We start from the raw sequence: 26,891 nt of genomic DNA, 5'->3' as shown, positions 1-26,891 counted from the left end.
CGTGTCTGCTCCGCGGTCCTCCGCGTCTTCGGCCGCGGTCTCCCGTCGTGCCCTCACCGCGCGTCACCCGCCCGTAGCTCCGTCACCGCTGTGCGCCGGCCCGACCACCACGCCTGGAGCGCCGCCACCCCCACTGCCAGCACCAGTACCGCCACGGCCGGGACGGCCAGCGCCCACGGGTCGACGCTCAGTTCCGCGCGCCCCGCCGGGGACGTCGTCGCCGACACCGCGATGGTCGTGAGGTCGATGCCGGGGGACAGGAGCCGGACGGCCGCCCAGCCGGTCAGGATGCCGCCCAGCGCGGCGGGCAGGGCCTGCGGGAGGGACTCCAGGACGAGCAGGCGGCGGCCCTGGGCGCGGGTGAGGCCCATGGTGCGCAGCCGGGCGAGGAGGGCGGCCCGTTCGGGCGCGGCGCTCGCCAGGGACAGCAGCAGGGCCAGGGCGGCATAGCCGGCCCCGGCGGCCACGGCGGCCGTGTAGATGCGCTCCGCGCCGGACTGCAGCGGCGAGTCCACGTACGTGCGGCGCTCCTCGGAGCGGAGGTGGACGGTGCCGACGCCGTCCGCCGCCCGGTGCAGCGCGCCCGCGTCCAGGCCGTCGCCGGTCAGCAGCACCACGTTCGGCGGGGCGGCCGCGGCGGGCAGCCCGGCCCGGTCCAGGACGAGGAAGTCGTCGCCGTACACGGCCGGGGTCCGGTCACGCACCAGCACGATCCGCAGCGTGGCGAAACTGCCGTCGGCCAGGAGCACCTGGAAGGCGCCGCCGCCCAGCCTCTCGGCAACCGCGGGAGAGGCCAGCGCCGGCAGCACGGCGTCCTCGGAGCCGCCCTCGGCACCGTCGGGCCGCCTCAGCTCGCCCGCGGGGAACGCGCCGAGGCCCGTCCGCCCCGCCAGTGCCGCGTAGTCGGCCGGGTCCACCGCCGCCAGCGGCAGCGTCTGGCGGCCGTCCTGGACCTTGGCCTCGTAGTCGAGGCCGACCTCGGTGACCTCCCGCGCACCGGCCGCCCGGCCGAGCCGGTCGGGCAGCCCCGAGGGCAGCGCCTCGTCGGCCTCCACCCGGGCGTCGGCGCCGACGGAGAGCAGTGCCGCGCTGTCGCGGGCGTCGGCCACGCCGCTGAGGACCGAACCGCCGAACGCCGCCACGGTGAACGCGGTCAGCAGCGCGAGCAGCGGCAGCACCGCGGAGTGGGAGGCACGGCCGGCCCGGGCCAGCGCGAGCGGGCCGACGGCGCCCCGCAGCCGCCGGGCCGGGCGGGCCAGTCCGCGCAGCGGCAGCGGATACAGACGCACCAGCACCAGCGCAGCGATCACCCCGACCAGCACCGGTGCCATCGCCACCAGGCCCCCCGCGCCCTCCGTCGCGCCGCGCCGGCGCAGGATCTCGACCGCACCGAGGGCGAGGGCGACGACGGTCAGCTCGGCGACGGTGCGGCGCCGGGACGGGCGCACGGACGCCACGTCCCGTCGGCCGTCGTGGATCCGTACGGCGTGGTGCGCGGCGGCGGCCCGCAGCGGCAGCGCGAGACAGGCCACGGCGGTGACCGCGGCGGCGGCCCACAGCCCGGGGAGCGGGCGGGCGCCGGGCAGCGCGAGCAGGGCGGCGCCGAAACCCAGGGCGCCCGCGGGCACGGCCACCACCGCCGTCTCGGCGAGCAGCCGCCCCATCAGGCCCCGTAGGGAGGCGCCGCGGGCCCGCAGCAGGGCCAGTTCGGCGCGGCGCCGCTCGGCGGTCAGGCCTCCCACCATCAGCAGGACGACGGCGGCGACCGTGCCAGCGCCCGACGCGGCGACGACGATCAGCGGGCCGATGTCGCCGCGCAGTTCCTCGTACGCGGTGAAGGCGCTGTCGAGGCCGGTCGTGACGTCCGTCAGGGGGCCGATCGTCGAGTGCAGCTGCTCCAGGCCGGGGCCGGACTCCAGGGAGGCGACCGCGGAGCGGAGCCCTTCGAGGTCACGGCTGTGCAGGGTGCCCGGGTCGGTGGCCAGGTGCCAGTAGCGGCTCACTCGGGCCGTGCCGAGGAGCGCGGGGCCCGCCTCCGGGGCGAGCAGCAGGCCGCCGACCCAGTAGGTGGGGTTGGAGGCGCCCATCGGCCCCGGCGTGCGCCTCAGCGAGGGGGCGCGCAGCACGGACTCGACGGACCAGTAGGGACTGCCGGGGTCCGTGGGCGCGACGATGCCGGTGACGCGGACGGTGAGGTCGCGCTCTCCCGGCACGTGGATGACCGAGCCCACCTCGATGTGGAGCGTGCGGGCGGTCTCCTCGGTCACCGCCGCCTCGGCCTCGGCGGTCGACACGGTCGTGCGCCCGCCGGCGGCCTCGGGGAGCCGGCCGGAACGCAGCCGGGCGTGGCCGGCCAGTCCCTCCTGGGCGGCGAGGACCATCTCGGCGGGCAGTCCGTCGGGCCGGGGCAGCCACTTCTCCGGCGTGGGCAGGCTCTCGGTGACGCGGACGCCGTAGGAGGAGCGCTTCTCGTCGACGACGAGCGGGCGCTCGACGATGCCGAGGAGGGACCGGTAGGCGCCGGTCAGCCGCTCGGGCCGGACGCTGTCCTCCGCGTCGTCCACGCTGCCGCCGAGGGCGGGGGCGGCGGACACCAGGACGCTGCTCTCGTCGACCGGTACCCGCTCGACGGCCCGGCGCAGACCGGCGTCCGTGTACCGGTCCAGCGTCCGGGGGAACGCGGCGGCCAGGCACGCGGTCAGCGCCACCAGCAGCGCCAGCGCGACGGCGGCTCCGGGAGCGGTTCGCAGCCGGGTGCGCACCCAGGGGGCGGTCACACGGTTCACCGTCCGGTACCTCCCTGTCCTCCGGGGGCCGCTGCCGGGTGCGTGCGCTGGGCTGCCACTGGGGTGCGGCGCTGCGGTGCGGTGGGGGCGGATGCGGTCGGGGGCGGGGTGGTTACGGGGGTTGCCGTGGGGCGTCGGTGTGGTCGGGGGGCCGCTGCCGGGTGTGTGCGGTGCGCCGTCACTGGGGTGGGGCGCTGCGGTGCGGTGGGGGCGGATGCGGTCGGGGGTGGGGTGGTTACGGGGGTTGCCGTGGGGCGTCGGTGTGGTCGGGGGGCCGCTGCCGGGTGTGTGCGGTGCGCCGTCACTGGGGTGGGGCGCTCCGAGTCGGTGACGGGTGGCGTGGCCCTGGGCGGGGTGGTGGCGGGGTTCACCGGCCGGTACCTCCGTGGTCCTTCAGGGTCACCGTCGTGTCGGTGCGGCGCAGGGCCAGCGCCGCGGTGACCAGGAGCGGCACGACGGCCATGCCGGTCAGCAGCAGGGCGATGCGGTCACCCGGCAGGGCCACCAGGACCTCCGGCACGGGGCGGGTGGCCTGCGGGGTCAGCACGGTCAGCGGGATCACCGCCCGGGTCAGGACCGCGCCCAGGGCGGCGCCGGTCAGCAGGGCCAGGCCGGTCAGCACGCCCTGCTCGGCGGCGACCGTGCGGGCGAGCCGACGGCGCGAGGCGCCCAGGGCACGAAGGACGGCGAACTCGGCCCCCCGCGCACGCAGCGATCCGGCCGCGCTCACCGCGAACCCGACCGCCGCGAGGGCCCCCGCCACCAGGGTCGCCGCGGCGAACGCGGCCCCGGGCCCGGCGCCGAACGGGTCGTCGCGCAGCCGCTCGGCGACCTCGCCGCGCACCAGGACCTGCGTCGGTGCGGTGTCCGGGAAGGCCCGCAGGCCCGCCGCGGCCTCCCCGGTCTTCCCCGGCGCGGTCCGCACCCACCACTCGGTGGGCACGACGGCGGCGGTGTACTCGCTCTGCAACTTCCGGTTCACCGCCGCCAGATCGACCAGCAGGGCACCGCCGGACCGCGCCGAAGCGGTCTCGGCTCCGGTGCCTGGCAGTTCGCGCACGGAGCGAGCGATCTGCACCGGGACGTCGTGGCCGGCGATCAGCACCGTGACGCGCTGCCCCGGGCGGGCGCCCGAGGAGTCGAGGAAGCGGTCGGTGGCCACCGCCGTCACCACGGAGGGCTCCGGCCGGGCGACCCGCAGCCGTACGGTCAGCGCGGTCGTCCGCCAGCTCTCGGGGTCCGAGTGACCCGTGCCGTACTCGACGGCGAGCGGAGCCGAGTCCAGCAGGCGCGGTGCGGTCGGGGCGCCGTCCGGGTCCGGTGTGTCCGACGGCGGCGACAGTTCCCCGACGGCCGTCCAGGCGTCCGGCAGCGGCACCGGCCGAGCGGTCCCGTCGGCTGCCGTGGCCGTCACCCGCCGTACGGCCAGGCGGTGTTCCTCGCCCCGGCCACGCGGCTGGACCACCGTGGACTCGACGCCGGTGAGGGTGAGCGGTCCTGCGGAGAGGTCCACGCCGAGGGTGTGCTCGCGGCCGTCGGCGGCCAGGGAGCCGGCCTGGAGCCGGTACGGGGTGCCCCAGCGGTCCTCGACGGTGACGGTCACGTCGGCCGAGCGGGGGCCGGCGGACGCCGGGGCGGTGTCGGGGACGGTCAGGGCCGCCGTCAGCGCGAGCCGGGCCGTGCCCGCCGGTATGCGCGCGCCCTTCGACGGTTCCCGGGGCGCCATCCCGGCCAGCAGCGCGCGCGGCGACTCGTCGGCCAGGTCCGGCCGCATCAGCATCAGGTCCGCCGCGTGCGAGGTGTCCAACGCGAGCACCGTCGCCGTCCGGTCGCCGGACAGGGAGATCTCGGAGCGGGCGGCGGGAGCGACCTCCGCCACCCCCGGGACGCCCGCGATCAGGTCGGTGCGGCCCGGGCCCGGCGTCCCCGACGCCTGCACCCGGATCGGCGCGCCCGCGCGGAAGTCGGCCTGGTCGTCCTGTGAGCGGGACCACGAGGCGCCCTGGCCGATCGCCATCGTGCCCAGCGCGACGGCGAGCACCAGCAGCAGCACGGGACCCGCCCCGCGCATCGGACGCCGGCTCAGCTGCCAGCCCGCCAGCGCCGCCGCGAGACCGCGCCCGCTCGCCGCCCGGCGCTCCGCGAGCCGCGCCACCAGCGGCAGCAGCCGCAGCGCCAGCACCGTCCCGGCCAGCAGCGCCAGTGCGGGCGTCGCCACGAACAGCGGATCCACGCCCAGGACGCCCGCCTCGTCGGCGTCGCCCGCCGGGCCGGCGGAGGTCTGCTGGTCCAGCTGCCAGTAGGCGATGCCCGCGATCACCAGCAGGCCCACGTCCGCGCCGGCCCGCAACCAGCCCGGCAGCGCCCGGGAACGGCCGCCGCCGTCGGTCTCCGGCGCAAGGGTCAGCGCCGGCAGCGTCACGGCCAGGGTGCACCCGAGGGCCGCCACCGCCGCCACCAGCCACACGGTGCCGCTGCCACCGGCCGCCGGCTCCCAGCCGAGCCTGATCCGGGCCAACGCCCCCTGCCCGGCGAGCAGCCGGACCAGCTCTCCCGCAAGCAGCGGCGCGCAGACCAGCGCGGGCACCGCCAGCAGCAGTGCCTCCAGCGCGGACCCGGCGGCCAACCGGCCCCGGGAGGCTCCGCGCGCCCGCAGCAGCCGCAGTTCGCCCGCCCGCTCCACGCTCAGCAGCCGCGCCACCAGCAGCAGCGCACCGCATGCGAGCAGGACGAGCTGCAGCGCGATGACGAGGAGCGTGGAACGGGAGACCTCCAGCGACCGGTCGAGACGCTCCAGGATCGCGGGCAGGTCGGTCGTCGCCGCGGTGGTGCCGCTCAGCACCTTCTGCTCGCGCAGCCACGCCATGCCGCCCCGGGCCGCCTCCGCGAGGGATTCGGTCCGCCCGGTCGTGAGGGACGCGTAGTCCGCCGTCACCAGCCACCCGGACGATCCCGCACCGACCCGGCCCTCGCTGAGCACCTCCGGCGGGGCGAGCAGCGGCCCATACGTCGTGAACCCGCCCTCCTTCACGCCGCGCCCGCCCAGGTCGTCGAGGCGCCAGTACGGCGATCCGGCGTCGGCCGGCCGGTACAGGCCGCTGACCACGACGCGGACGGCCGGGCCGTCGAGCCGGTCGGTGAGGGTGAGCCGGTCACCGGTGGCGACGCCGACGCGCTCGGCGGCGGCCACGGGCACGGCCACCTCGACCGCGCCGTCGGGATCCTCGGCCCCGCTCCCGGGCATCCGCCCCTCTTCGACGCGGACCTGCTTCGGGTCGAGCGCCGCGAAGAAGGTGAGATCCGGGTTGTCGGAGCGCCCCGTCCCGGGCCGCAGGGAGGCGGGCAGCGCGTACGGGCCCGAGCGCACCAGGGTCCGCACCGTGAACGGCAGCCCGTCGAAGGTCCTCGCGGCACCCTCGCGCACGGCGCGGTCCGCGGCCGACCGCTGTCCGGCCGGTACGTCCGCCTTCACGATCAGCGCCGCCTCGGCCCCGGTGCGCGGGTCGGCGAGGGCGTGCCGCAGGGCGGCGTCGCCGACGGCGCCCGAGTAGGCGGTCAGGGTGGCGAGGACCGTCGTGGTCAGCAGGACGGTGAGCAGGGCCGCGGCCAGCAACAGGCGGTGCGCCCGCGCCCGCAGCAGCACGAACCCGAAGAGTCCGCCGTACCCCGCCACCCCCGGCCCCCCCGCCGCTGTTGTCCAGACCTCTCCGGGATGGTGACAGAGGTGGGGGTGCGGAAGTAAGCGGCCAGGGCTCGGCCTTGACCGGATTGTGACCGGAATCCGGCGTCGGGTGACCGGAATGCGCCCGTCAGTCGGAGAGGGCTGCCGGGTCGGGATCCGGGGTCAGTCCGGGGTGTTGATCATCGACGCCGCCGCGTACGTCAGGTACTTCCACAGCGTCTGCTCGTGCTCCTCGGACAGACCCAGCTCGTCGAGCGCGACCCGCATGTGCTTCAGCCAGGCGTCGTGCGCGGCCCGGTCGACGACGAAGGGGGCGTGCCGCATCCGCAGCCGCGGGTGGCCCCGGTTGTCGCTGTACGTCGTCGGACCGCCCCAGTACTGCATGAGGAACAGCGCGAATCGGTCCTCGGCCGGCCCCAGGTCCTCCTCGGGGTACATCGGCCGCAGGATCGGATCCTCGGCGACTCCCTCGTAGAAGCGGTGGACGAGGCGGCGGAAGGTCTCCTCCCCGCCGACCTGCTCGTAGAAGGTCTGCTCCTGAAGCGTGCCGCGCCGAATCTCATTCACGCCGTCCATGGTCTCAGACCCGGCGGCATAGGACTCAAGACCCAGGACTGGCCCGGACCCTGCCCGCGGCCCCGGCCGGCCCGTACTGTGGAGGCATGGGCGGGTACGAGGACCTGGACAGCCTCGCCGCCTCCGCGCGGGCGGAGCTGGTGCGCGAGATCGAGCTGAGCGGCGCCTGGACGGCCGACCCGGTGTGGCGGGAGGCGTTCCTCGCGGTCCCGCGCCACCTCTTCGTGCCGTACTACTACGTCGGCGTCCGGGGCGGCTACGAACGCCGGTGGGGCGAGCACCCCGACCCCGCCGCCCGCGAGCACTGGGTGCGCGGCGCGTACGCCGACGCCCCGCTGGCGACCCGGATGCGCGACGGCGAGCTGCTCTCCTCCAGCAGCCAGCCCTCGCTGATGGCGATGATGCTGGTCGAGCTGGACGTGCGCGACGGCGACCGGGTCCTGGAGATCGGCGCCGGCACCGGCTACAACGCCGCCCTGCTCGCCCACCGGCTCGGCGCCGACGACCTGGTCACCACCGTCGACCTGGACCCCGAGATCACCGAGTCCGCCCGCCGGCACCTGGACGCCGCCGGGTACCACCCGGCCGTCGTCACGGGCGACGGCGCCCGCGGCGTTCCCGAGCGTGCCCCCTACGACCGGATCCTCGCCACCTGCGAGCTGTCCTCGATCCCCCGGGCGTGGACCGCCCAGTGCCGTCCCGGCGGGCGGATCCTGACCCCGCTCGCCACCGGGCTCGTCGTCCTCACCGTCCGCGACGCCGAGCACGCCGAGGGGCGCTTCCTGCACACGCCCGCGTACTTCGTGCCGCTGCGCGGCGCGGGCCGGGCCGAGCCCGAGACACCGGGCCTGGGCGGCGTACCGCGCCGGGCCCGGGAGGACGACCTGTTCCGCTTCCTGCTGGCGCTGAGCCGGGGCGGCCTCGACCCGCAGGAGGCGTACGCGCTGTGGGACCGCGAGGACGCCCCGCGCCGCGAGCGCTACGGCCTCACCGTCAGCGGCGAACGGGCCTGGGCGTGGCTGGACGACCCCGAGGGGCCGTACGCCTGGCCGTTCGCCTGACGCAGGCCCCCTCGGGCGCACCGCCGTGTCTATCCCCGGCGGATCGTGATCGTCGTCCAGGCGCCTACGTGCACCCGGTCGCCGTCCTGGAGCGGCACCGGCACGAAGGGCTGGATCGGCTCCTCGCCGCCGTTGACCGTCGTACCGTTCGTCGAGTTCTGGTCGACGACCGCCCAGTTGCCGTCCGGCTGCTGCACCAGCACCGCGTGCTGGTGCGAGACGCCCGGGTCCTCCGGCGGCACGGCCAGATCGATGTCCGGGGTGTCGCCGGTGGAGTGCCGGCGGCGGCCGATGGTGATCTGGTTGCCGGTGAGCGTGCGCTGCTGCTCGGGCGAGTACGCGGGCAGGTTCAGGCCCGCGGCCTCGGGGCCGGAGCGCTGCATCATCGCCATGAAGTACTCGCGGTCCGGGCCGATCGTCGCCGACCAGGTGGTCGGCTGCTGGGGCCGCTGCGGCTGCTGCGGGAAGCCCTGGGCGGGGCCGGGCGGGGCCTGCGTGGCGCCGGGCTGAGGGTAGCCGTAGCCGCCCCCCTGGGCCGGACCGCCCGGACCGCCCGGACCGCCGGACGTCGGCGGGGAGAGCACCCAGTCGTCGTCACCGCCGCCGCCGAAGGCCGGGCCGCCCTGCTGCGGGCGGTTGGTCTCCTGCGGGAAGGCGGGCGGGGCCGGGGGACCGGACTGGAACCCCTGCGGGGCACCACCCGGACCGCCCGGACCGCCGGCACCACCGGGCGGGGGCGGAGGCGGGACGGGACGCGAGGGATCGGCACCGAAACCGGGCGGGGGCGGCGGGCCGGAGGGACCGCCCGGACCGCCGAAGCCGCCGGGACCGTTCGGGCCGCCGGGCCGCTCGGGGCCGCCAGGACCACCAAAACCGCCGGGCCTGTCAGGGCCGCCGGGACCGTTGGGCCCGTCAGGAGATCCGGGAGCGCCGGGCCGCTCAGGGCCGCCGGGAGCACCAGGACCACCAGGGCCGCCGGGACCGCCGAAGCCGCCGGGACCGTTGGGTCCGCCCGGACGGCCGGGCCCCTCAGGACCGCCGGGACCTGGGAAGCCGCCGGGACCGTTGGGTCCGCCAGGAGATCCGGGAGCGCCGGGCCGCTCAGGGCCGCCGGGAGCACCAGGACCACCAGGGCCGCCGAAGCCGCCGGGAGCGCCGGGCCGCTCAGGGCCGCCGGGACCACCAGGGCCGCCGAAGCCGCCGGGTCCGCCAGGGCGGTTGGGCCCGTCGGGGTTGCCGAAGCCGCCGGGACCCCCGGAGCCGCCGGGCCGGTCAGAACCGCCGGGGCCGCCGGGGCCGCCGGGGCCGAAGGGGCCGCCGGGTCCTCCCGCAGGACCACCGGCACCGCCGCCCGGGCCCCCGGGGCCACCGCGTCCCGACGGGTCGCTGCCGAACGGCGGCGGGCCCGGGGGAATCGGTTCGGCGGGGCGGTTCATCTGGGACGGGCGGGAGCCCTGGTAGTCGTACGCGTCACCGCCGCCGAAGGACGGGCCCCCCGAGGGACCCGTCGGCGGCTGTCCGAAGTGCGGGGCCGCGCCGGGCGCCGGCGGGCGCGGGGCGGCCGGGGTGTACGACGTGGCGGTGTTGGTCAGGAAGTTCCACCGGCACTCCTCGCAGAACGGCGCACCGCCCTCACGCGGCGTGCGGCACTGCGGGCACAACTGCGGCTCGCCGCCGGGTCCGCCCGGACCGCCACCGGGGCCGCCGCCCGGCCCACCCGGACCGGCGGGCGGCGGGAAGCCGTAGCCGCCGCCGGGCGGCGGGGGCGGTGGAGGGGGCGGCACGGCACCGGCCATGCGGTGACCGCAGACCTCGCACCAGTCGTCGGAACCCGACTGGTGTCCGTTCGGGCAGGTCGGCATGTCGGAGCTTCCCTCTCTTGCGGGCGTGTCGCGCGGTTGTTGTGCGTCACTTCTTTACACGAACAGTCTTGGTGGACCGGGTCTCGAGAGTCATCTCGTCGGCCTCCTCGACCTTCGCTTTCAGTCGCACAGTACCTGCCGCCGCGTCCACCACGTCCACCACCTTCGCAAGCAGTTTCGCCGTATCGGCGTTTCCGGAGGCGCCGGCGAGCTGAACCGCGCGGCCCAGTTTGGCCGTTGCTCCGTCGATGTCTCCCGCTTTGCGCAGGTCCAGCCCTTGCTGGATGGCTTGTGCCAGTTCGGCCTGCCCGGTGTAGTGGGCGACTTGGGGGTTGATCGACGTGGAGGCGGCCATGTCGTCGGTCCACACGGCTCGTACGAGACCCTGCGCGCCGAGGTTCTGGACGCTGCCTCCCCCACTGGCGGCTTCGCTCGAGCGGGAGGTGCCCCCAGGCTCCGGGATGACCAGCAAGACGCGGGCGGCCAGCATCTCCTGGCCGAGCCCGGCGGCCGGTACCTCCACGCAGACGTGGTAGTCACGCGACTCGTCACCCCAGGAACCGGTGGGGTAGTCGCCGGCCCGCGGTCCCGCCTCGATACGGCGGCCGGTCAGCTCCTCGACCGTCGGTGCGACCTGCTTGACGAACTTCACCGTGGTGCCGACCGGCGTCCACAGGCGCAGCGCGACGTCCGCGACCTCCTTGCCCATGGCCGTCTCCATCATCCGCGTGAAGTCGGCGGCCAGACCGGCCGGGTCGGCGACGATGTCGGCGGTGCCGAGCAGGGCGGAGGCGATCCCTGTGACTTCTTTCACTTCCCAGTCGGTGCCCACGCCGCGGGCGTCGCACGTGAAACGCCCGGCGCAGGCGTCGAGCGCCGCTGCGAGGTCCTGCGGCGACTCGTGCTCGTTGCGGCCGTCGGTGAGCAGGATGCCGTGCCGGATGGCGACGTCCGCGGTGGCCAGCAGCCGGTCGGCCAGCCGCAGCCAGGTGCCGATGGCGGTGCCGCCGCCCGCACCGAGGCTGCGCAGCGCCTGCTTGGCCTGCGCCCGGGTGGTGGCGTCGGCGACCGCGAGCCGGCCGCCGCCCGGGTAGACCTCCTTGGCCACGTGCGTGCCGGCCACGACCGTGAAGCGGACGCCGTCGCGCAGGGTGTCGATCGCGGCGGACGTCGCGTCGCGGGCGTTGCGCATCTTGGTCGGCGGGTAGTCCATCGAGCCCGAGCAGTCGACCAGCAACGCCACGGCGGCGGACGGGCCCTGGCCGGGCGAGTACAGGTGGGGCGCGGCGACCGCGCTCCCGATCGTGCCGCCGCCGGTCGCGGTGACCGTGACGATGGCGTTGACCTCGCGGCCGCCCTCGGGCAGGTACTCGTTCTGGTAGACGTCCACCGCGAACTGCGGCACGTTCGACTTCGAGAAATTGGCCATGCCGGATCGCATCCCCCTCTACGTCCCCCCAGCGGGGGTCCTGGCTCGTGGTGCGCGGACCGCCCCCTGCGGTCCGCGAGGCCACCCCTGAAACCCGTACCCGTGCGGGGGCCTCAGGCCGATCCTGCCCCCTGTGGCGGGGCGGGGAACGGCAGGAGGGCCACTGTTACGTTGTCGTGGCCCCCGCCGTCCAGGGCGTGGCCGACCAGGACGCGGGCGCCGTGCAGCGGACGGGTGGCGGCGTCGAGGGGCACGGCGTCGGCCATCTCCTCGGCGGACTCCGCGTAGTTCCACAGGCCGTCCGTGCAGACCACGACCACGCCTGCCCGGTCCGGCTTGAACGACGCCGTGTGCGGCTCCAGTTCATAGGCGTCGGCGCCCAGCCAGCCGGTGATCGCGTGGGCGCGCTCGTCGGCGTAGGCCTCGGCCTCGTTCATCAGGCCCGCGGCGACCATCTGCGCGGCCCACGAGTCGTCCTCGGTGAGCCGGGCGGGCGGGGTGGAGCGGTCGGCCGGCACCCAGTAGACGCGGCTGTCGCCGACCCAGCCGACGACCAGGAGACCGGCGGTGACCACGGCGCCGACCAGGGTGCAGGCGGGCGCGTTCTGGTGCGGGGCCTGCTCGCGGACGGTCGCGGGCTCGTCGGCCAGCGCGTTGACCGCGTGCGAGGCGGCGAGGATGGCGTCGTGCATGGCCTGCTGCGGGTGCGTGCCGCGGGGCAGGGCGCCCAGCAGCGACTCGCCGGCCGCCCGGGACGCGGCGAGCGAGGCGTCGTCGGGGCGGGTCGCCGAGGACACGCCGTCGCAGACGATCGCCACGGAGGCGGGGGCGCCGTCGGGCAACGCGGTGCAGCCCACCGAGAACGCGTCCTCGTTGCGGTGGTGGCGCAGACCGCGGTCGCTGACGGCGGCGATCGGGCCCGACTCCTGCTCCATGTGGTCGCGTTCGCGGGGCTGGGCGTGCCCGCAGTTCTCGCAGTAGCCGTCGCCGTCGACCCGGCCCGCGCGGCAGGCGACGCACACCTTCTCGGCGCCGGGCGGCCCGGCGGGCGGGGCCGGCACCTGCGCGGCGGCGTCCTGCTCGGCGGTCAGCCGCGGGTCGGGCGCCTGCAGGGGGTACTCGTCGGGCTCGTCCGGCCGGTCGAAGCGCACGCCGGGCGCGGCGGACTCCGCGGCGGCCGGCGGGGTCGCGGGCGGTGCCGCCGGCGGGGCGGGCGAGGGCGGTGGCAGCAGGGGCGAGCCACCCGAGTCGGTGCCCGGCAGTTCGGCCGCCGCGTGCACCGGGGCGGGTCGGCCGTGGCCGTCCGAGTCCCGGGCCACGGGCCAGTCCACGCCGTCCGGTGCGGGCACCGCGCCGTTGACGGCGAGAGTGGGGCTGTCCTCGGGCCGCGCGGGCACGACGGACAGGTCGTATCCGCACGCACCGCAGAAACGGTCACCCGACTCGAGGGGTTCCTCGCAGCTCGGGCACTTCGACACAGCGGCCTGCTGGGGCATCTGCGACATCAACTACACCCACGTCCGGGGGCGGTAACGATTGGCACGTTCCACCAGGTCGATCCTCTCCTCGCCGCCACGCGCCAGCCGGGCCAGCGTGCGGTACGAGCGCTCCAGGCCGAAGCGCAGTCCGCGTTCGTCCAGGCCGCTGCCGAGCAGCGTCCGTCCCCCGGCGGCGGGAGGGACGGAACCCCGACCTCCGGAGAGTACCCAGTCCAGCGCGCAACCGAGGACCTCGGCCGACAGTTGCTCGCGCCGCGCCGGATCCAGACCGTACACGTCCAGCGCCTCGACCTGCCGCGCGGCGGCGACCAGATCGTCCAGGAACTCCAGGTCGCCCGCGGCCGCGGTGCGCTGCCGCAGCCGCGCCCGTACGGCCGCCACGCGCGCTCCGGTGCAGTGCACGGACGACTCCGGCACCGACTCCAACGTCCGTACGGCACCGGCCCGGTCGCCACCGGCCAGCTGGACCCGGGCCAGCCCGAACGCCGCGCTGACATGGCTCGGGTCGGAGGCCCACACCAGCCGGTAGTACTCGGCGGCGTTGTCCATCTGCCCCAGCACCTCCGCGCACAGGCCCAGCGCCAGCTTGGGCGCGATCTCGCCCGGGAAGGCGTCGTAGACCGCGTCGAAGGCCAGCGCGGCGTCCTCGTGGGCGCCGGTCACCAATGTGACCAGACCCCGGTACCAGACCACCCGCCAGTCGTCCGGGCGCTCGTCCTCCAGGTCCCCGAGGACGGCCAGCGCGCCGGACGCGTCGCCGTTCTCCAGCCGGGCACGGATCTCCCGCAGCCGCGTCTCGGCCGACGGCGCCGGCGCGGCGGCCAGCGCGGTCAGCAGCTCGGCCGGCGCGGACGCCATCAGGCCTGCCAGGAAACCCGCGTTCGGGTCCGCGGCGTCGACCCGGGGTACCGGCAGCGCGAGCGTCGCGGTCGGCGCGTCGGCCGCCTTGACCAGTGCGGAAGCCGCGGTGCCGAGACCGCCGACGGTGCTCACGGCACCCGGCAGCGACGCGCTCGCGCCGCCCGGCGCCCCCGTCGTCGTGCCCGTCGTGCCCGCGGGGCCGGCCTGCGGGGCGTGTGCGACGGTCCCGCCCGGCGCACCCACGGCGGGACCGGTCCCGCCCGGCAGCCCGGGGCCCGGCCCGCCGGCCGGGACCGGTGCCGCACCAGAGCCGCCCCGGCGGCCCCGCGCACGGACCGGCCTCGCGCCGAGCCGCGACACCTCGCCGTCCAGGCGCGGGAACAGCTCCGTGTCCGTCACCCGTACCTCGGGCCCGAACAGCGTGGAGACGGCGGGCCTGGCCCGGCCCGTCTGCAGCGAGACCACCTCGCGCAGCACACCCGTCAGCTGCTCCGCCATCTCCTGGGCGGAGGCGAACCTGCGGGCCGGATCGGGGTCGGTGGCGCGCACCAGCAGCCGGTAGAACGACTCGTACCGCCGGAAGACGTCGATGTTGTCGGGATCCGGCAGGGAGTCCGCGTAGACGGTGGTGTAGCCCTGGAAGTCGAAGGTCAGCACGGCGAGGGTGCGCCCCACCGTGTACAGGTCGGACGCCACCGACGGGCCGACCCCGGCGACCTCCGGCGCCTGGTAGCCCACCGTGCCGTAGATGGCCGACTCGTCGTCGTCCATGCGGCGGACCGCGCCCATGTCTATGAGCTTGAGCTGGTCCTCGGTCTGGATGGCGTTGTCGACCTTGAAGTCGCAGTACAGCAGCTTGCGGCTGTGCAGGTGACCGAGCGCCTCCAGCGCCTCGATGCCGTACGCGCAGGCCTGTTCGACCGGCAGCGGGTCGCGCCGGCCCTGCGGGGAGCGCCGGGCGTTGGCGATCTCCTTGAGCGACTTGCCGCCGACGTACTCCATGACGATGTAGCCGTCGAGGGAGCCGGTGCGCTGGTCGAGATGCTCGACGAAGTTGTAGATCCGCACGATGTTGGCGTGCTCGATCTCGGCGAGGAAACGCCGCTCGGAGATCGCCGCCGCCATCGCGTCCTGGTCGCCGGTGTCCAGCAGGCCCTTGAGGACCACCCAGCGGTCGGAGACCGCCTTGTCGACGGCGAGGTAGATCCAGCCCAGGCCGCCGTGGGCGAGGCAGCCCACCACCTCGTACTGGCCGTGCACCACGTCCCCGGCCTTCAGCTTGGGCACGAACGAGTACGGGTGGCCGCACTTGGTGCAGAAGCCCTCCGTGCGGCCCGGCCGCTCGCCGCGCGACCGCCCGACTGGCGCCCCGCAGTCCGAGCGGGAGCAGAACCGCTTGCGCTCGGGCACCTCCGGGCGGTCCATGACCATCTCGCGCGGGTCGGGCCGCGGCACCGCCGGCACCTCGACCAGACCGACGCCGAGTCGCCCGCGCCCGGTGGAACCGGCGCCCGAACCCGAGCTGCGCACCGACACCGAACGGCCCGTGGAGCGGCCCGACACGGCGCGCGAGAGCCGGCCCGACACCGAGCGCCGGGACCTCGACGACTGCGACGACGTACGGGAACTGCGGGAGCCGGAGCGGGAACCGCCGCTGCCCGACGAGCCGCGCGAACCCCGGCCCGCCCCGCCGCCTCCGGTGACGCCGGTCGGCGCGGAGCCGAGCGCGCCGCCCGCCGCGACGACCGGCGCGAGACCACACGTGTCGCAGTACAGCTCGCCGCCGCCCATGTCCTCGTAGGTCCCGCCGCAGCCGGGACGCTGACACGTCCGCCCTGCCTCACTCATGACGCTGCCTCCCCCTGCTCACTCCCGCGCAGGCTTGCGCTCCCGCGCCGGTCGCCGCGCGTGCTCGCTCCTGCCCGGGTGCTCGCTCCCGTGGCGGCTGCGGCGCGTGCGTCGGTTCGCGCTTCCGGGGCGTCTGCCGCTCCTGCGCCGGTCGCCGCGCGTGCGCTCGTGCTCGCTCCTGCCCGGGTGCTCGCTCCCGTGGCGGCGGTTGCTCCTGCGTCGGTTCGCGCTTCCGGGGCGTCTGCCGCTCCTGCGCCGGTCGCCGCGCGTGCGCCGGTGCTCGCTCCAGTCCCGGTCCTCGGCGCCGCGCCGGTCCTCACTCCCACCCGGTTCTCGCTCATGTGCCAGGCCCCGTCCGGTCCGCCGGGCCGGCCTGGCCGGGTACGCGAGGGGCGGTACCGGCGAGCAGTTCGGCCGCCGCGTGCTGGTAGCGCAGCACGGCCTGTTCGGCGACGCGCAGGTCGCAGGGCGCGCTCCACAGCATGCGGCGCGCCCTCTCGTACTTCTCGGCCAGCTCCGGGTCCTCGGCGTGCCCCAGCCGGGCCATCTTCGCCTTGTACGCGTCCAGCCGGCCGCGCAGCTCGGCACGGACCGCGAGCGGCGCGGTGACCGCCGTCAACGACTCGCGGGCCCGCAGCAGTTCGTCCTCCGCCTTCTCCTCCAGGGACTCCAGGAGCGGCGACAGGCGGTGCCACTGGGCGTGTCTGCGGTACTCGGCGGCCGCCGCCAGCTGCTCCTGCAGCACGATCGGCGGGCCGCCGACCACCGGCACCTCCGTCGCGGCGATCTTCGCCAGCACCTCGCCGCGTGCGGTACGCGCCTCGGCCAGCGTGCGGTCCGCGCGCGAGAGCACGTCCCGCAGCCGCAGGATCCGCTGCTCCGCGTCCTGGCGCACGGCCAGCACCGCGTCGATCTCCCGGCGCACCTCCTCCAGCGCCCGCGCCTCCCGGTCGTACACCGTGGTGTCGGGGCGGCCGCCGCCCGGCGCCGAACTGCCCTCGGCGGGAGTCCAGAAGGCCAGCGGGTCGCAGACCACCTGCTCGCGCAGCCGGGTCAGGGTGCGGGTGATCCGCTCCAGGTCGTCCCCGGACGGGTGCTCGCCGGGGCGCACGCCGACCGAGTGCGCCAGCTTGCGGGTGCGCTGGAGCTCGGCGGCGAGTAGATCGATCCGGGCGGGCAGCGCCGACCACACCGCGTCGGCGGCGACCACCATGTCCAGGGAGGTCGCGTAGAGCTGGTTCATCCGGTCCACCAGCGTCGCCAGCGTGTACCGCTCGCTGAGCAGGCCAGGACCACCGTGCAGGGTGGGCGCGTTGGCGGTGGCCGCGGCGCCGCCGGACACCGTGACGGCCTCGCCGCGCAGCAGCTCCGTCAGCTCCACCAGGTCCTCGCGGCTGGACCAGCGCCGTCGGGAACGGATCTCCCGGGCGGTGCGCAACGCGCCCGTGTAGGCGTCGAAGTAGGTCCACAGCAGCGTGATCGACGCCTCCGCGGCACTCCAGCGCTCGGCGGTGACGCCGGTCAGCTCGGCGCCCTCGAGGAGCCTGCGGCCCGCGTGGTCCTGGAGGGCGAGGAGCGAGGTCTCGATCGCCTCGTGCTCCGCGCCGAGCCGCGCCAGCGCACGGTCCACCTCGTCCCGGTCCATCACCGGCCCGGCGGGTCCCGTGTCGCCCATCGATCACCTCTCGCCGTAGCGGACTTTCCCGTGCCGTGCGTGTGGTCTCTCCTGGCCTGCGCCGCGCCGCCGGTCGTCAGCTCTCGCGCAGGTACTGCGGGGTCGGCGGCCGTGACTTGGCCGCGTCGTCCATGGTCTCCGACAGCCACCGGTCGTACGAGTGCTGCCACCCCCCGGCCCGGTCCGCGCGCCACTGCTCGAGGACCCGGTTGACCCGGCGTACCAGATCGTCGGCGTCCTTCTTCATCGCCACGCCGTAGTACTCGGTGGTGAAGGCGTCGCCCTTCAGCTCGACCGTCGGGTCCTGCGCGGCCTGGCTGGCGGCGAGGGCGCCGTCGGTGACGACCGCGTCGACCTCGCCGAGCTGGAGCCGTACCAGGCAGTCCAGTTGGTTGGGCACCGTGGTGCGCAGGTCGACGCCCTCGGGCAAGGTGCCGTCCGCCTGGTCCTGCTCCAGCGTGCTCAGCGCCGTCGAACCCGCCGCCGTGCAGATCTCCTTGCCGGCCAGGGTGCCGTCGTAGCCGGTGATCTTCGAGGACTTGGGCGCCAGGACCTGCTGGCCGGTGCGGAAGTAGGGAGCGGAGAACGCGACGTCCTCCAGCCGGTCGCAGTTGATCGTCATCGTGCGGACCACCATGTCGACCCGGCCGTCCTGGATGGCGGGGATGCGCTGGTCGGTGGGGATCGCCTTGAACTGCACGGCGTCCGCGTCGCCCAGGATGTCCTCGGCGATCCGGTGCGCCAGGTCGATGTCGAAGCCCTCCAGTCCGGCGTCGCCGCCGTTGTTCGGGTCGCGGTAGCCCCAGCGGTAGCTGTTCTGGTCGACGCCGACGATCAGCTTGCGCTTCTCGCCCCCGCGGGAGCGGATCTCGTCGATGGTGGGTCCGTCGTCGCCGGAGGGGGCGAGGGTCTGCTTCTCTGGGTCCGTGCACTCCTGCGCGGCCCGCGCCTGACTGCCGTGGGCGACGCCGTGACCGCCCTCGTCCGTGCCGCCGCCACCCCCGCCGTGCGAGTGGACCGTCGGCAGGAGCAGGGCCGCCAGCACCGCGAGGACGCAGGCGAGGGCCATCGCCCCCACACCGCCCCAGCCCTTAAGACCGGTCCGCAACCGCCCAGCACGCATCCTCACGCCCCCTTCCCCGGGCACTGTCTCCATGGGCCTCACCGGCCCCCCTTCCCACCGGCCCGCAGGGCCCGCACCCCGCCTCACCGGTACTCCGACAGCCTGCGGCCGATGCCGATCAGCGCGCCGGCCGCGCCCAGCCCGGCGAGCACCCCGGCGCCCTGCGGCAGGTAGCCCATCGCGTCCAGGCCGTCGCCCGCCGCCTGCTCGAACTCCGCCTTCTCGTGGTCGAGCGCGGTGGCGAGCGCGGCGTCCACGCCGTCGAAGCACTCGACCGTGGCGCCGTCGCCGCCGATCACCAGGTCCAGCGCCTGCTGGTAGTTGCCGTTCTCGTCCTGCTCACGGGCCGAGGAGTGCCGCTTCTTCCACTCCGCCATGTTGCCGTTCGCCGCGCCGACCGGCTGCTCGCCGGCCGCGTCGTCGGCGAGGTGCCCCGCCTCGGCCAGCGCCTTGCCGAGGGCGTCCATGTTCTTGCCGAAGGCCAGGTCGTAGGCGTCGTACGTCTTGCCGTCCACCTTCGTGGTCTGCGCGCCGCGGGAGACCAGGGTCAGGTTCTCGTTGCCCCGGGCCTTGAGGGAGGCGATGCGGGCCTCGTTCAGCGCGTTGAGGGAGCGCACGCCGTGCTCGTAGGAATCGGTCAGGTGTGAGCGGGCGACGCCGTGGCCGACGACCAGCCAGAGCAGCACGATCGCGGAGGCGGCGGTCGCGGCGACCAGACCGTGGTTCAGCACCCGGTTGGTGCGCCGGTAGTGCCGGTGCTGGGCCCAGGCCAGCGTGGCGAGCAGGACCACGCCGAGGGCGATCGCCGCCCAGGGGTGGGGCTTGGCGTCGCCGTAGTCGGCACTCAGCCGCTGGTTCTCCTTCGTGTACAGGTCCTCCGCCGCCGGGAGCATCTCCTGCTGCATCTTCTCGTTGGCGTAGCGCAGATAGGCACCGCCGACCGGGAAGCCCTGCCGGTTGTAGGTGCGGGCGCGCTCGACCAGGCCCTTGTACTCGGGCAGCAGGCGGTTGAGTTCGGCGATGGTCTTCGCCGCCGGGGACTTCGGCTCGGAGTCGGCGGCGGCCGTCACGAGGCCCTCGGCGGCGGCGCGGATCCCGTGGTCGTACCGCGTGCGGGAGTCCTCCGTCTCCTGGCCGCCGGCCAGGAAGCCGCTGGAGGCGGCGGTGTTGGCCTCGGCGAGGGAACGGTAGATGCCGGCCGCGGCGGAGCTGAGCGGCTGGCTGCGGGTCAGCACGTCGTCGGCCGCCGCGGTCCGCTCGTTCATCTGCCAGGCGGTGACGGTCCCGAAGGCGATCACGAGCGCGGCGAGCACCGCGCCGATGACCCGCAGCCGCCCCGGCTCGGTGACCGCCGCCGCGCGCAGCCGGTCCACACCCTCGGCGAAGGCGGTGCGCCTGCGGGGCGGCGCGGACGGCGGGGGAGCGGCGGGCACACCGCCCGAACGCTGCCCCGGCACCGGCGCGGAGCGCGGCGGCACGGCGGGCGGGCCGGACACACCCGGGCCCGGCGGCGGTGCCGCGCTGCCCTTCGGCGGTTGAGTCACTGCTGACCTCCCCCATGGTCATCCGTCGCCGCAAGTATCGCTGCCCGCACCGACATTCGCATCGGCCTTCACCCGATCTTGATGCGATCCCGGCGCAACGAGCAACGCACCACCCCTGCCCATCAATACGCCACGGGAACCGGTTCGGTTCCCGCAGTGGTTCCCGTACCGGTTCCCGTCCGCCGACACGGCGGGTGAAGCGGGAGGTTCAGGCGGCGAAGTGCTCCCGGACCCGCTCCCCGGCCCCGGGCGTCGCGCCCACGTGGTCGAGGCCCAGCAGTACCGCCCCCAGCACCGGTGGCGCCGTCACCACGCGCGGCACCGCCTTGGGGGCGCGGGCCGCCAGCAGTTCCCGTATCCGGCCGTCGAGCCGGGGGTGCCGGGCCGCCAGCACACTGCCGCCCAGCAGCACCGGCGCCGGTTCGGCCAGCAGGTCGAGCCGGGTCAGCGCGACCGTGGCCATGGCCACCACCTCGTCGGCCTGCCGGTCCACGACCGACCGGGCGAGCGGGTCGCCGTCGGCCGCGGTGGCGAACAGCACGGGGGTCAGCTCGTGCCGCCGTACCGGCTCGATCCGCCGCAGGTGCAGGGCCTCGATGAGGGCGTACATGGAGTCGAGGCCGAAGTGCGCGGGCAGGGTCCGGGCCAGCTCGGTCGGCTCCCCCCGGCCGTCCTCCGCGCGCGCGGCGTGCCACAGCGCCTCCTCCGCCAGCCCCCAGCCGCCGCCCCAGTCGCCGGAGATGCGGCCGATCGCGGGGAAGCGGGCGGTGCGGCCGTCGGGGCGCATGCCGACGCAGTTGACGCCCGCCCCGCACACCACGGCGACGCCCAGCGGCTCGGCGACACCCGCCCGCAGGATCGCGAACGTGTCGTTGCGGACCTCTACGCCCGCACCCCACGCGCGCGCGTGCAGTGCGGCGGCCAGTTGCTCCTCCTCCACCGGCAGGTCGGCGTTGGCCAGGCACGCCGACACATGCTCGACGGAGGTCACCCCGGCCGCGTCGAAGGCCCGCGTCACCGCCTCCGCCAGGGCGTCCACGGCCCGTTCGACCCCCACGGCGGGCGGGCGGAAGGCCCCGCCGCGCGCTGTGGCGAGGACCTCCCCGTCGTCCGCCACCACGGCCACGTCGGTCTTGCTGTTGCCCGCGTCGACGGCGAGCACGCCCCCGGTCAGGCCCACGCCAGGTGCTCCCGGTTGTGCGCGATCAGCCGGTCGGTGAGCTGCTCGGCGTACGCGTACTGGCCGACGAGCGGGTGCGCGAGCAGCGCCCGGAAGACCCGGTTCCGCCCGCCGCGCAGGGCCGCGTCCAGGGCCAGGTCCTCGTACGCGGTCACGTTGGCCATCAGCCCCGCGTACAGCGGGTCCACGTCCGCCACCGGCAGCGGGGAGGCACCCTTGCGGCCCACCGCCGCCGGCACCTCGATCACCGCGTCGTCGGGCAGGAAGGGCAGCGTGCCCCGGTTGTAGGTGTTCACCACCTGGTACGGGGAGCCCGCGCCGCCGAGCAGGGCGGCGGCGAGGTCGACGGCCGCCTCGGAGTAGTAGGCGCCGCCGCGCCTGGCGAGCAGCTCCGGCTTCTCGTCCAGGGCCGGGTCGCCGTACATCTCCAGCAACTGCCGCTCCATCTCGGCCACCTCGGCGGCCCGGGACGGCTTGGTGCGCAGCTCGTCCACGACCTCGTCGTGGGCGTAGTAGTAGCGCAGGTAGTACGACGGCACGACGCCCAAGCGGTCCAGGAGCGGCCGGGGCAGGCGCAGGTCGGCGGCGACCGTGTCCCCGTGCTCGGCCAGCAGGCGGGGCAGCACGTCCTCGCCCTCGGGGCCGCCGAGCCGTACGCCGGTCTCCCAGGTGAGGTGGTTGAGGCCGAGGTGGTCCAGGTGGACGTCGGCCGGTGCCACCCCGAGCAGCGCGGCGAACTTGCGCTGCAGCCCGATCGCCACGTTGCACAGCCCGACCGCCCGGTGCCCGGCCTGGAGCAGGGCGCGGGTGACGATGCCGACCGGGTTGGTGAAGTCGATGATCCAGGCGTCCGGGTTGGCCCGGCGCACCCGCTCGGCGATGTCCAGCACCACCGGCACCGTGCGCAGCGCCTTGGCGAGCCCGCCCGCGCCGGTCGTCTCCTGGCCGACGCAGCCGCACTCCAGCGGCCAGGTCTCGTCCTGCTGCCTGGCGGCCTGACCGCCGACCCGCAGCTGGAGCAGTACGGCGTCGGCGCCGTCCACGGCCGCGTCCAGGTCGGAGGTGGTGACCACGCGTCCGGCGTGCCCCTGCCTGGCGAAGATGCGGCGGGCGAGGCCGCCCACCAGCTCCAGCCGGTCCGCCGCCGGGTCGACGAGGACCAGCTCCTGAACCGGCAGCGTGTCCCGCAACCGGGCGAAGCCGTCGATCAGTTCGGGCGTGTAGGTCGAACCGCCGCCGACCACGGTGAGTTTCATGAAGTCATCAACCCTTTACTCCGGTCAGTGTGACGCCCTCGACGAACGCCTTCTGCGCGAAGAAGAACACGAGGATCACGGGGGCCATGACCAGCACGGTCGCGGCCATGGTGAGGTTCCAGTCGGTGTGGTGGGCGCCCTTGAAGGACTCCAGGCCGTAGGAGAGGGTCCAGGCGCCGGGGTTCTCGGAGGCGTAGATCTGGGGCCCGAAGTAGTCGTTCCAGGCGTAGAAGAACTGGAAGAGGGCCACCGCGGCGATGCCCGGCTTCGCCATCGGCAGGACGACCTTCAGCAGGGTGCGCAGCTCCCCGCAGCCGTCGACCTTCGCCGCGTCCAGGTACTCGTCCGGGATGGTCAGCAGGAACTGCCGCAGCAGGAAGATGGAGAAGGCGTCGCCGAAGGCCATCGGGATGATCAGCGGCCACAGCGTGCCGGACAGGTCCAGCTGCTTCGCCCAGAACAGGTACATCGGGATGACGATCACCTGCGGGGGCAGCATCATCATCGAGATCACCAGCATCAGCGACAGGTGCCGCCCCCGGAAGCGGAACTTGGCCAGCGCGTACGCCACCGGGATCGACGACACCACGGTCAGCACGGTGCCGAGGCCCGCGTACAGCAGCGTGTTCTTCCACCAGGTGAGGAAGCCCGGCGTGTCCAGGACCGCGCGGTAGTTGCCCCACTCCCAGGTGTGCGGCCACAGGTCCCGGGTGAGGGCCTGCTGGTCGCTCATCAGCGAGGTGAGGACCACGAAGACGAACGGCAGTGTGAAGAAGAGGGCGGCGGCCACGCCGAGCGCGTGGACGGCGATCCAGTGCAGCAGCACGCGCCGGCGGGCGGTGCGCTCCTCGGCGGGCGGCGGGCTGCCGGCCGCGGCGGGCCGGGCCGGCACCTGGGCCGTCGGTACCTGGGTGGTCATCGGTCACCTGCCTGGATCAGACCGCCCCGGCGGCGCATCAGCAGCGCGGTGAACGCCATGGCCAGCGCGAACAGCACGAGCGCGACCACGCAGGCGGAGCCGTAGTCGAAGCGCTGGAAGCCGAGGTTGTAGACGAGCTGGGGGAGGGTGAGGGTGGACTTGTCGGGATAGCCGGGTTCGAAGGACTGGCCGGAGCCGCCGATGATCCCGGAGGCGACCTTCCCGGCGACCAGCGGCTGCGTGTAGTACTGCATCGTCTGGATCACGCCGGTGACCACGGCGAACAGCACGATCGGCGAGATGTTCGGCAGTGTCACGAACCGGAACCGCTGCCAGGCCGAGGCCCCGTCCAGCTCGGCCGCCTCGTACTGCTCCTTCGGCACGTCGAGCAGCGCGGCCATGAAGATCACCATCAGGTCGCCCACGCCCCACACCGCGAGCGCGGTCAGCGCGGGCTTGGACCAGGTGGAGTCCGTGAACCAGCCGGGCGCGGGTAGGCCCAGGCCCTCCAGGACCGAGTTGACCGGCCCCGTACCGGGGTTGAGGAGGAAGACGAAGGCGAGCGTCGCGGCGACGGGCGGGGCGAGGTAGGGCAGGTAGAAGAGGGTCCGGAAGATCCCGGCGCCGGTCTTGATCTTCGTGATGAGCAGTCCGACCCCGAGCCCGAACACCACTCGGCAGGTCACCATCACCAGGACCAGCCAGAGGGTGTTGCGCAGGGCGGGCCAGAACAGCGGGTAGTCCTGGAAGACGTACGCCCAGTTCTCCAGCCCCCGGAACTCCGGGACGCCGAAGCCGTCGTACTTCATCAGCGAGAAGTACACGGTGGACACCAGCGGGTAGGCGAAGAAGACGCCGAACCCGACGAGCCACGGCGACATGAAGGCCGCCGTCCGAAGCGCCGAGGAACGGCGCTTCGCGCGGAGCGTGTTGGTGGTCATGGACCGCTACTTCGTCTGCTCGATGTCGCGGTCGATCTGCTCGGCGGTCTTCTTCAGACCGGCCTCGAGGTCCTTCACCTTGCCCGACTCGTACTGGTAGCCGAAGTCCTGGAGCGTCAGCTGGTACGTGGCGCCGTTGACGGAGGCCGGCGGGGAGTTCGACTCGGGGTGCTGGGCGATGTCCAGGAAGGTCTCGAACGCCGGGTCGGTCCTCAGGTCGGGCGACTTGAGGGCCGGGAAGGTGGAGGGCACGTTGCGGATGGCGTTGGCGAAGGCGACGACGGCCTCGGTGTCGGTCGTCATGTACTTCACCAGCTCCCACGCCGCGTTCTGCTTCTTGCTCTGCGGGGCGATGCCCATGACGGTCCCGGAGAGGAAGCCCTTGCCGTACTCGTCCGCCTCGTCGTCGGCGACGGGCATCGGCGCGGTACCGATCTCGAAGTCCACGCCCGCGTCCTTCGCCATGCCGAGCCGCCACTCGCCGTCCAGCTGCATGGCCACCTGGCCGGTGTGGAAGGGGTGTTTGGCGCCCCACTCGTCGCCGAAGGTGTTGCGGTACTTCTCCAGCTTCTCGAAGCCGCCGAGGTCGTCGACGAGCTTCTTCTGGTACCTGAACATCTCGGCGAACGCCGGGTCCTTGGCGACGCCGGACTTGCCTTCCTCGTCGAAGTAGGCGTGGTCCCACTGGGACATGTAGTGGTCGACGACGGTCTCGTAGCCGTGGTAGTTCGGCATGAAGCCGAGCTGCTCGTACCCGTCGCCCTTGGTCTTCGTCAGCTTCTTCGCCACCTGGGCGAACTCCGACCAGGTCTTGGGCGGCGCCTTGATCCCGGCCGCCTCGAAGGCGTCCTTGTTGTAGTAGAGGCCGTAGGCGTCGCCGAGCAGGGGCAGGGCGCAGCGCGTGCCCTCGAACTGCGTGTACTCCAGCATCGGCTTCGGAATGAGCGCGTCCAGGTCGAGCTTGGACTTCTCGACGAACGGCTTCAGGTCGAGGAAGGCGCCCGAGGAGCAGAACTTGCCGATGTTGGACGTGGTGAACGAGGACACCACGTCGGGACCGTTCGAACCGCCCGCGCGCAGGGCCTGGTTGAGCTTGTCGTCGTTGATGTTGCCGACGACCTTCACCTTGATGTTGGGGTGCGCCTTCTCGAACCGGTCGACGTTCGCCTGGACCGCCTTCACCTCGGCGGGCGCGCTCCAGCCGTGCCAGAAGGTGATGGTGGTCTCGGCGTTCGGGTCGTCGGAGGCACCGGATTCCGACTGGCCGGTGCAGGCGGTGGCGAGCAGGGCGAGGGAGGCGGAGGCGGCGACCGCGAGAGCCGCTTTTCTGGATATTCCGGGCATGGCGAAGCTCCCAGGGGCAGGGCGGGGACAGGTGGGTGGAGCGAGTGGGGGCGGTACGGGGGTTCAGCGCGAGGTGTCGAAGACCTCGTCGCGGGTGGTCGCGAGCGCGCTCTCCAGCGCGCCGCGCAGGACGGGGTGCTCGGTCACGTCACCGACGGCGAGCCGGGGCCGGGAGGCGGCCAGCTCCTCCAGCTCGTCCCGGACCAGGTCGCGCAGCGCCTCGCCGCCGGCGGTGAGGGAGGTGCCGCTCAGGACCACCAGCTCGGGGTCCAGTACCGAGACGAGGGAGGCGAGGCCGGTGGCCAGGCGGGTGGCGTAGGTCTGGAGCAGCCGGCGGTGCGGGCCGTCGTCGGGGCCGGCCTGCGCGGCGCGGGCGACCAGGGCGGCGGCGACCTCGGTGTACGGCCCCGAGGGCACGTCCGTCACGCCCGACTCCCGGGCCAGTCCCGCCAGCGCCTGGGAGCCGGCCAGCTCCTGGAAGCCGCCGCTGCCGGTACGGCTGACCTTGCGGACCAGCGGGGCACCGGGCACCGGCAGGAACCCGACCTCGCCGGCGCCGCCGGTCCAGCCGCGGTGCAGCCGGCCGCCGAGGACCAGGGCGGCGCCCAGGCCCTCCTGGTTCCACAGCAGGACGAAGTCCTCGTGCCCCCGGGCCGCGCCGAGACGCTGCTCGGCCACGGCGGCGAGGTTCACGTCGTTCTCGTACTCGACCGGCATCGGCAGCGCGGCGGCGAGCTCGTCCAGGAGGGTGGGGGAGTGCCAGCCGGGCAGGTGGGAGGCGTAACGCAGCCGCCCGGTGCCCGGGTCGAAGGCGCCCGGGGTGCCGATCACCAGCCGGTGCACGTCGCTCCGGTCCAGCCCCGCCGCCTTCACCGCGCCGTCGAGGGCGTCGGTGACCTGCTGGACGACGGGGACGGCGGGGCGCCGGCCCGGGGTGGGCAGCTCGAACCGCCCGACCGTGCGCCCGGTGACGTCGGAGACGGCGGCCAGGATGCGGCCCGGGGTGACGTCGAGCCCGGCGGCGTAGGCGGCGGCGGGGTTCACCTCGTAGAGCTGGGCGCCGGGCCCCGGGCGCCCCTCGGTCGTGCCCCCGGCCAGGACCAGCCCCGCCGCCTCCAGCCGGGCCAGCAACTGCGAGGCCGTCGGCTTCGACAGCCCGGTCAGCTTGCCTATCCGGGTCCGGGACAGCGGCCCGTGCTCCAGCAGGAGGTCGAGTGCGGCCCGGTCGTTCATGGCGCGCAGGACGCGCGGGGTGCCCGGCGTACCGGCGGTTCCTGCCATGCGTCTTCACACCTGCCTCTCGAC

At 74.8% G+C, this 26,891-nt stretch carries 17 protein-coding genes; 1 reads left to right on the top strand and 16 read right to left on the bottom strand.

The features are described from left to right. Nucleotides 1-53: 53 nt before the first annotated feature. The 3 genes from AB0P07_RS28625 to AB0P07_RS28615 form a co-directional block, all read right to left on the bottom strand. Nucleotides 54-2,786, bottom strand: a complete 2,733-nt coding sequence (locus tag AB0P07_RS28625; RefSeq protein WP_365555575.1) for an FtsX-like permease family protein — start codon at nucleotides 2,784-2,786, stop codon at nucleotides 54-56. 367 nt (nucleotides 2,787-3,153) lie between these two features. Then, on the bottom strand, nucleotides 3,154-6,459 hold the full coding sequence (locus AB0P07_RS28620) for an FtsX-like permease family protein (protein ID WP_365555573.1): 3,306 nt from the start codon (nucleotides 6,457-6,459) through the stop codon (nucleotides 3,154-3,156). Between the two features lie 171 nt (nucleotides 6,460-6,630). Further along, nucleotides 6,631-7,044, bottom strand: a complete 414-nt coding sequence (locus AB0P07_RS28615) for a globin (protein WP_061444711.1) — start codon at nucleotides 7,042-7,044, stop codon at nucleotides 6,631-6,633. A gap of 86 nt (nucleotides 7,045-7,130) precedes the next feature. On the opposite strand from AB0P07_RS28615, the gene AB0P07_RS28610 reads away from it, so the two are divergent. Then, nucleotides 7,131-8,105 carry a methyltransferase domain-containing protein gene (locus tag AB0P07_RS28610; protein WP_365555571.1) on the top strand — a complete coding sequence of 325 codons (975 nt, stop codon included), beginning with the start codon at nucleotides 7,131-7,133 and terminating at the stop codon, nucleotides 8,103-8,105. Between the two features lie 29 nt (nucleotides 8,106-8,134). Here AB0P07_RS28610 and AB0P07_RS28605 read toward each other — a convergent pair whose 3' ends face one another. The 13 genes from AB0P07_RS28605 to AB0P07_RS28545 form a co-directional block, all read right to left on the bottom strand. Continuing rightward, complete coding sequence (locus tag AB0P07_RS28605) at nucleotides 8,135-9,967, bottom strand: FHA domain-containing protein (protein ID WP_365555570.1); 1,833 nt, start codon at nucleotides 9,965-9,967, stop codon at nucleotides 8,135-8,137. Nucleotides 9,968-10,013: 46 nt separating this feature from the next. Next, entirely contained in the window at nucleotides 10,014-11,396 is a 1,383-nt protein-coding gene (locus AB0P07_RS28600; protein WP_365555569.1) for a VWA domain-containing protein, read from the bottom strand. Nucleotides 11,397-11,509: 113 nt separating this feature from the next. Next, complete coding sequence (locus AB0P07_RS28595; protein ID WP_365555567.1) at nucleotides 11,510-12,901, bottom strand: PP2C family serine/threonine-protein phosphatase; 1,392 nt, start codon at nucleotides 12,899-12,901, stop codon at nucleotides 11,510-11,512. A gap of 3 nt (nucleotides 12,902-12,904) precedes the next feature. Next, nucleotides 12,905-15,604, bottom strand: coding sequence for a tetratricopeptide repeat protein (locus tag AB0P07_RS28590; protein ID WP_365555565.1), 2,700 nt, complete (start codon nucleotides 15,602-15,604; stop codon nucleotides 12,905-12,907). 337 nt (nucleotides 15,605-15,941) lie between these two features. Beyond that, nucleotides 15,942-17,279, bottom strand: a complete 1,338-nt coding sequence (locus AB0P07_RS28585; RefSeq protein ID WP_365555564.1) for a hypothetical protein — start codon at nucleotides 17,277-17,279, stop codon at nucleotides 15,942-15,944. A 76-nt stretch (nucleotides 17,280-17,355) separates the two neighbouring features. After that, nucleotides 17,356-18,402 (bottom strand): glutamate ABC transporter substrate-binding protein, encoded by a 1,047-nt coding sequence (locus AB0P07_RS28580; RefSeq protein ID WP_365555562.1) that lies wholly within the window; start codon nucleotides 18,400-18,402, stop codon nucleotides 17,356-17,358. 83 nt (nucleotides 18,403-18,485) lie between these two features. Further along, entirely contained in the window at nucleotides 18,486-19,880 is a 1,395-nt protein-coding gene (locus AB0P07_RS28575) for a hypothetical protein (RefSeq protein WP_365555595.1), read from the bottom strand. Nucleotides 19,881-20,154: 274 nt separating this feature from the next. After that, a complete protein-coding gene (locus tag AB0P07_RS28570) occupies nucleotides 20,155-21,126 on the bottom strand; it encodes a BadF/BadG/BcrA/BcrD ATPase family protein (RefSeq protein WP_365555560.1) in 972 nt (323 codons plus the stop codon). Then, a complete protein-coding gene (locus AB0P07_RS28565; RefSeq protein WP_365555558.1) occupies nucleotides 21,117-22,382 on the bottom strand; it encodes a 6-phospho-beta-glucosidase in 1,266 nt (421 codons plus the stop codon). Before AB0P07_RS28565 ends, AB0P07_RS28570 begins: the two co-directional genes overlap by 10 nt. A gap of 7 nt (nucleotides 22,383-22,389) precedes the next feature. Next, the gene (locus AB0P07_RS28560) at nucleotides 22,390-23,301 is read right to left on the bottom strand and encodes a carbohydrate ABC transporter permease (RefSeq protein ID WP_365555556.1); all 912 of its coding nucleotides are present in this window, start codon (nucleotides 23,299-23,301) and stop codon (nucleotides 22,390-22,392) included. After that, the gene (locus AB0P07_RS28555; RefSeq protein WP_365555554.1) at nucleotides 23,298-24,242 is read right to left on the bottom strand and encodes a sugar ABC transporter permease; all 945 of its coding nucleotides are present in this window, start codon (nucleotides 24,240-24,242) and stop codon (nucleotides 23,298-23,300) included. The genes AB0P07_RS28560 and AB0P07_RS28555 overlap by 4 nt, the downstream gene beginning before the upstream one ends. Nucleotides 24,243-24,248: 6 nt before the next feature. Further along, complete coding sequence (locus AB0P07_RS28550) at nucleotides 24,249-25,586, bottom strand: ABC transporter substrate-binding protein (RefSeq protein WP_365555552.1); 1,338 nt, start codon at nucleotides 25,584-25,586, stop codon at nucleotides 24,249-24,251. A gap of 63 nt (nucleotides 25,587-25,649) precedes the next feature. Next, nucleotides 25,650-26,867 (bottom strand): ROK family transcriptional regulator, encoded by a 1,218-nt coding sequence (locus AB0P07_RS28545; RefSeq protein ID WP_365555550.1) that lies wholly within the window; start codon nucleotides 26,865-26,867, stop codon nucleotides 25,650-25,652. Nucleotides 26,868-26,891 lie beyond the last annotated feature (24 nt).

This window comes from Streptomyces sp. NPDC085944 (assembly GCF_040686295.1).
Lineage (GTDB): Bacteria > Actinomycetota > Actinomycetes > Streptomycetales > Streptomycetaceae > Streptomyces > Streptomyces salinarius.
This window is presented reverse-complemented; position numbering and strand designations above follow the sequence as displayed.

What these genes read in the sequence shown, in the direction of transcription:
- AB0P07_RS28615 (WP_061444711.1), bottom strand. Translation starts at nt 7,044, where the DNA reads ATGGACGGCGTGAATGAGATTCGGCGCGGCACGCTTCAGGAGCAGACC.
- AB0P07_RS28610 (WP_365555571.1), top strand. Translation starts at nt 7,131, where the DNA reads ATGGGCGGGTACGAGGACCTGGACAGCCTCGCCGCCTCCGCGCGGGCG.
- AB0P07_RS28605 (WP_365555570.1), bottom strand. Translation starts at nt 9,967, where the DNA reads ATGCCGACCTGCCCGAACGGACACCAGTCGGGTTCCGACGACTGGTGC.
- AB0P07_RS28600 (WP_365555569.1), bottom strand. Translation starts at nt 11,396, where the DNA reads ATGGCCAATTTCTCGAAGTCGAACGTGCCGCAGTTCGCGGTGGACGTC.
- AB0P07_RS28595 (WP_365555567.1), bottom strand. Translation starts at nt 12,901, where the DNA reads ATGTCGCAGATGCCCCAGCAGGCCGCTGTGTCGAAGTGCCCGAGCTGC.
- AB0P07_RS28590 (WP_365555565.1), bottom strand. Translation starts at nt 15,604, where the DNA reads ATGAGTGAGGCAGGGCGGACGTGTCAGCGTCCCGGCTGCGGCGGGACC.
- AB0P07_RS28585 (WP_365555564.1), bottom strand. Translation starts at nt 17,279, where the DNA reads ATGGGCGACACGGGACCCGCCGGGCCGGTGATGGACCGGGACGAGGTG.
- AB0P07_RS28580 (WP_365555562.1), bottom strand. Translation starts at nt 18,402, where the DNA reads ATGCGTGCTGGGCGGTTGCGGACCGGTCTTAAGGGCTGGGGCGGTGTG.
- AB0P07_RS28565 (WP_365555558.1), bottom strand. Translation starts at nt 22,382, where the DNA reads ATGAAACTCACCGTGGTCGGCGGCGGTTCGACCTACACGCCCGAACTG.
- AB0P07_RS28560 (WP_365555556.1), bottom strand. Translation starts at nt 23,301, where the DNA reads ATGACCACCCAGGTACCGACGGCCCAGGTGCCGGCCCGGCCCGCCGCG.
- AB0P07_RS28555 (WP_365555554.1), bottom strand. Translation starts at nt 24,242, where the DNA reads ATGACCACCAACACGCTCCGCGCGAAGCGCCGTTCCTCGGCGCTTCGG.
- AB0P07_RS28550 (WP_365555552.1), bottom strand. Translation starts at nt 25,586, where the DNA reads ATGCCCGGAATATCCAGAAAAGCGGCTCTCGCGGTCGCCGCCTCCGCC.
- AB0P07_RS28545 (WP_365555550.1), bottom strand. Translation starts at nt 26,867, where the DNA reads ATGGCAGGAACCGCCGGTACGCCGGGCACCCCGCGCGTCCTGCGCGCC.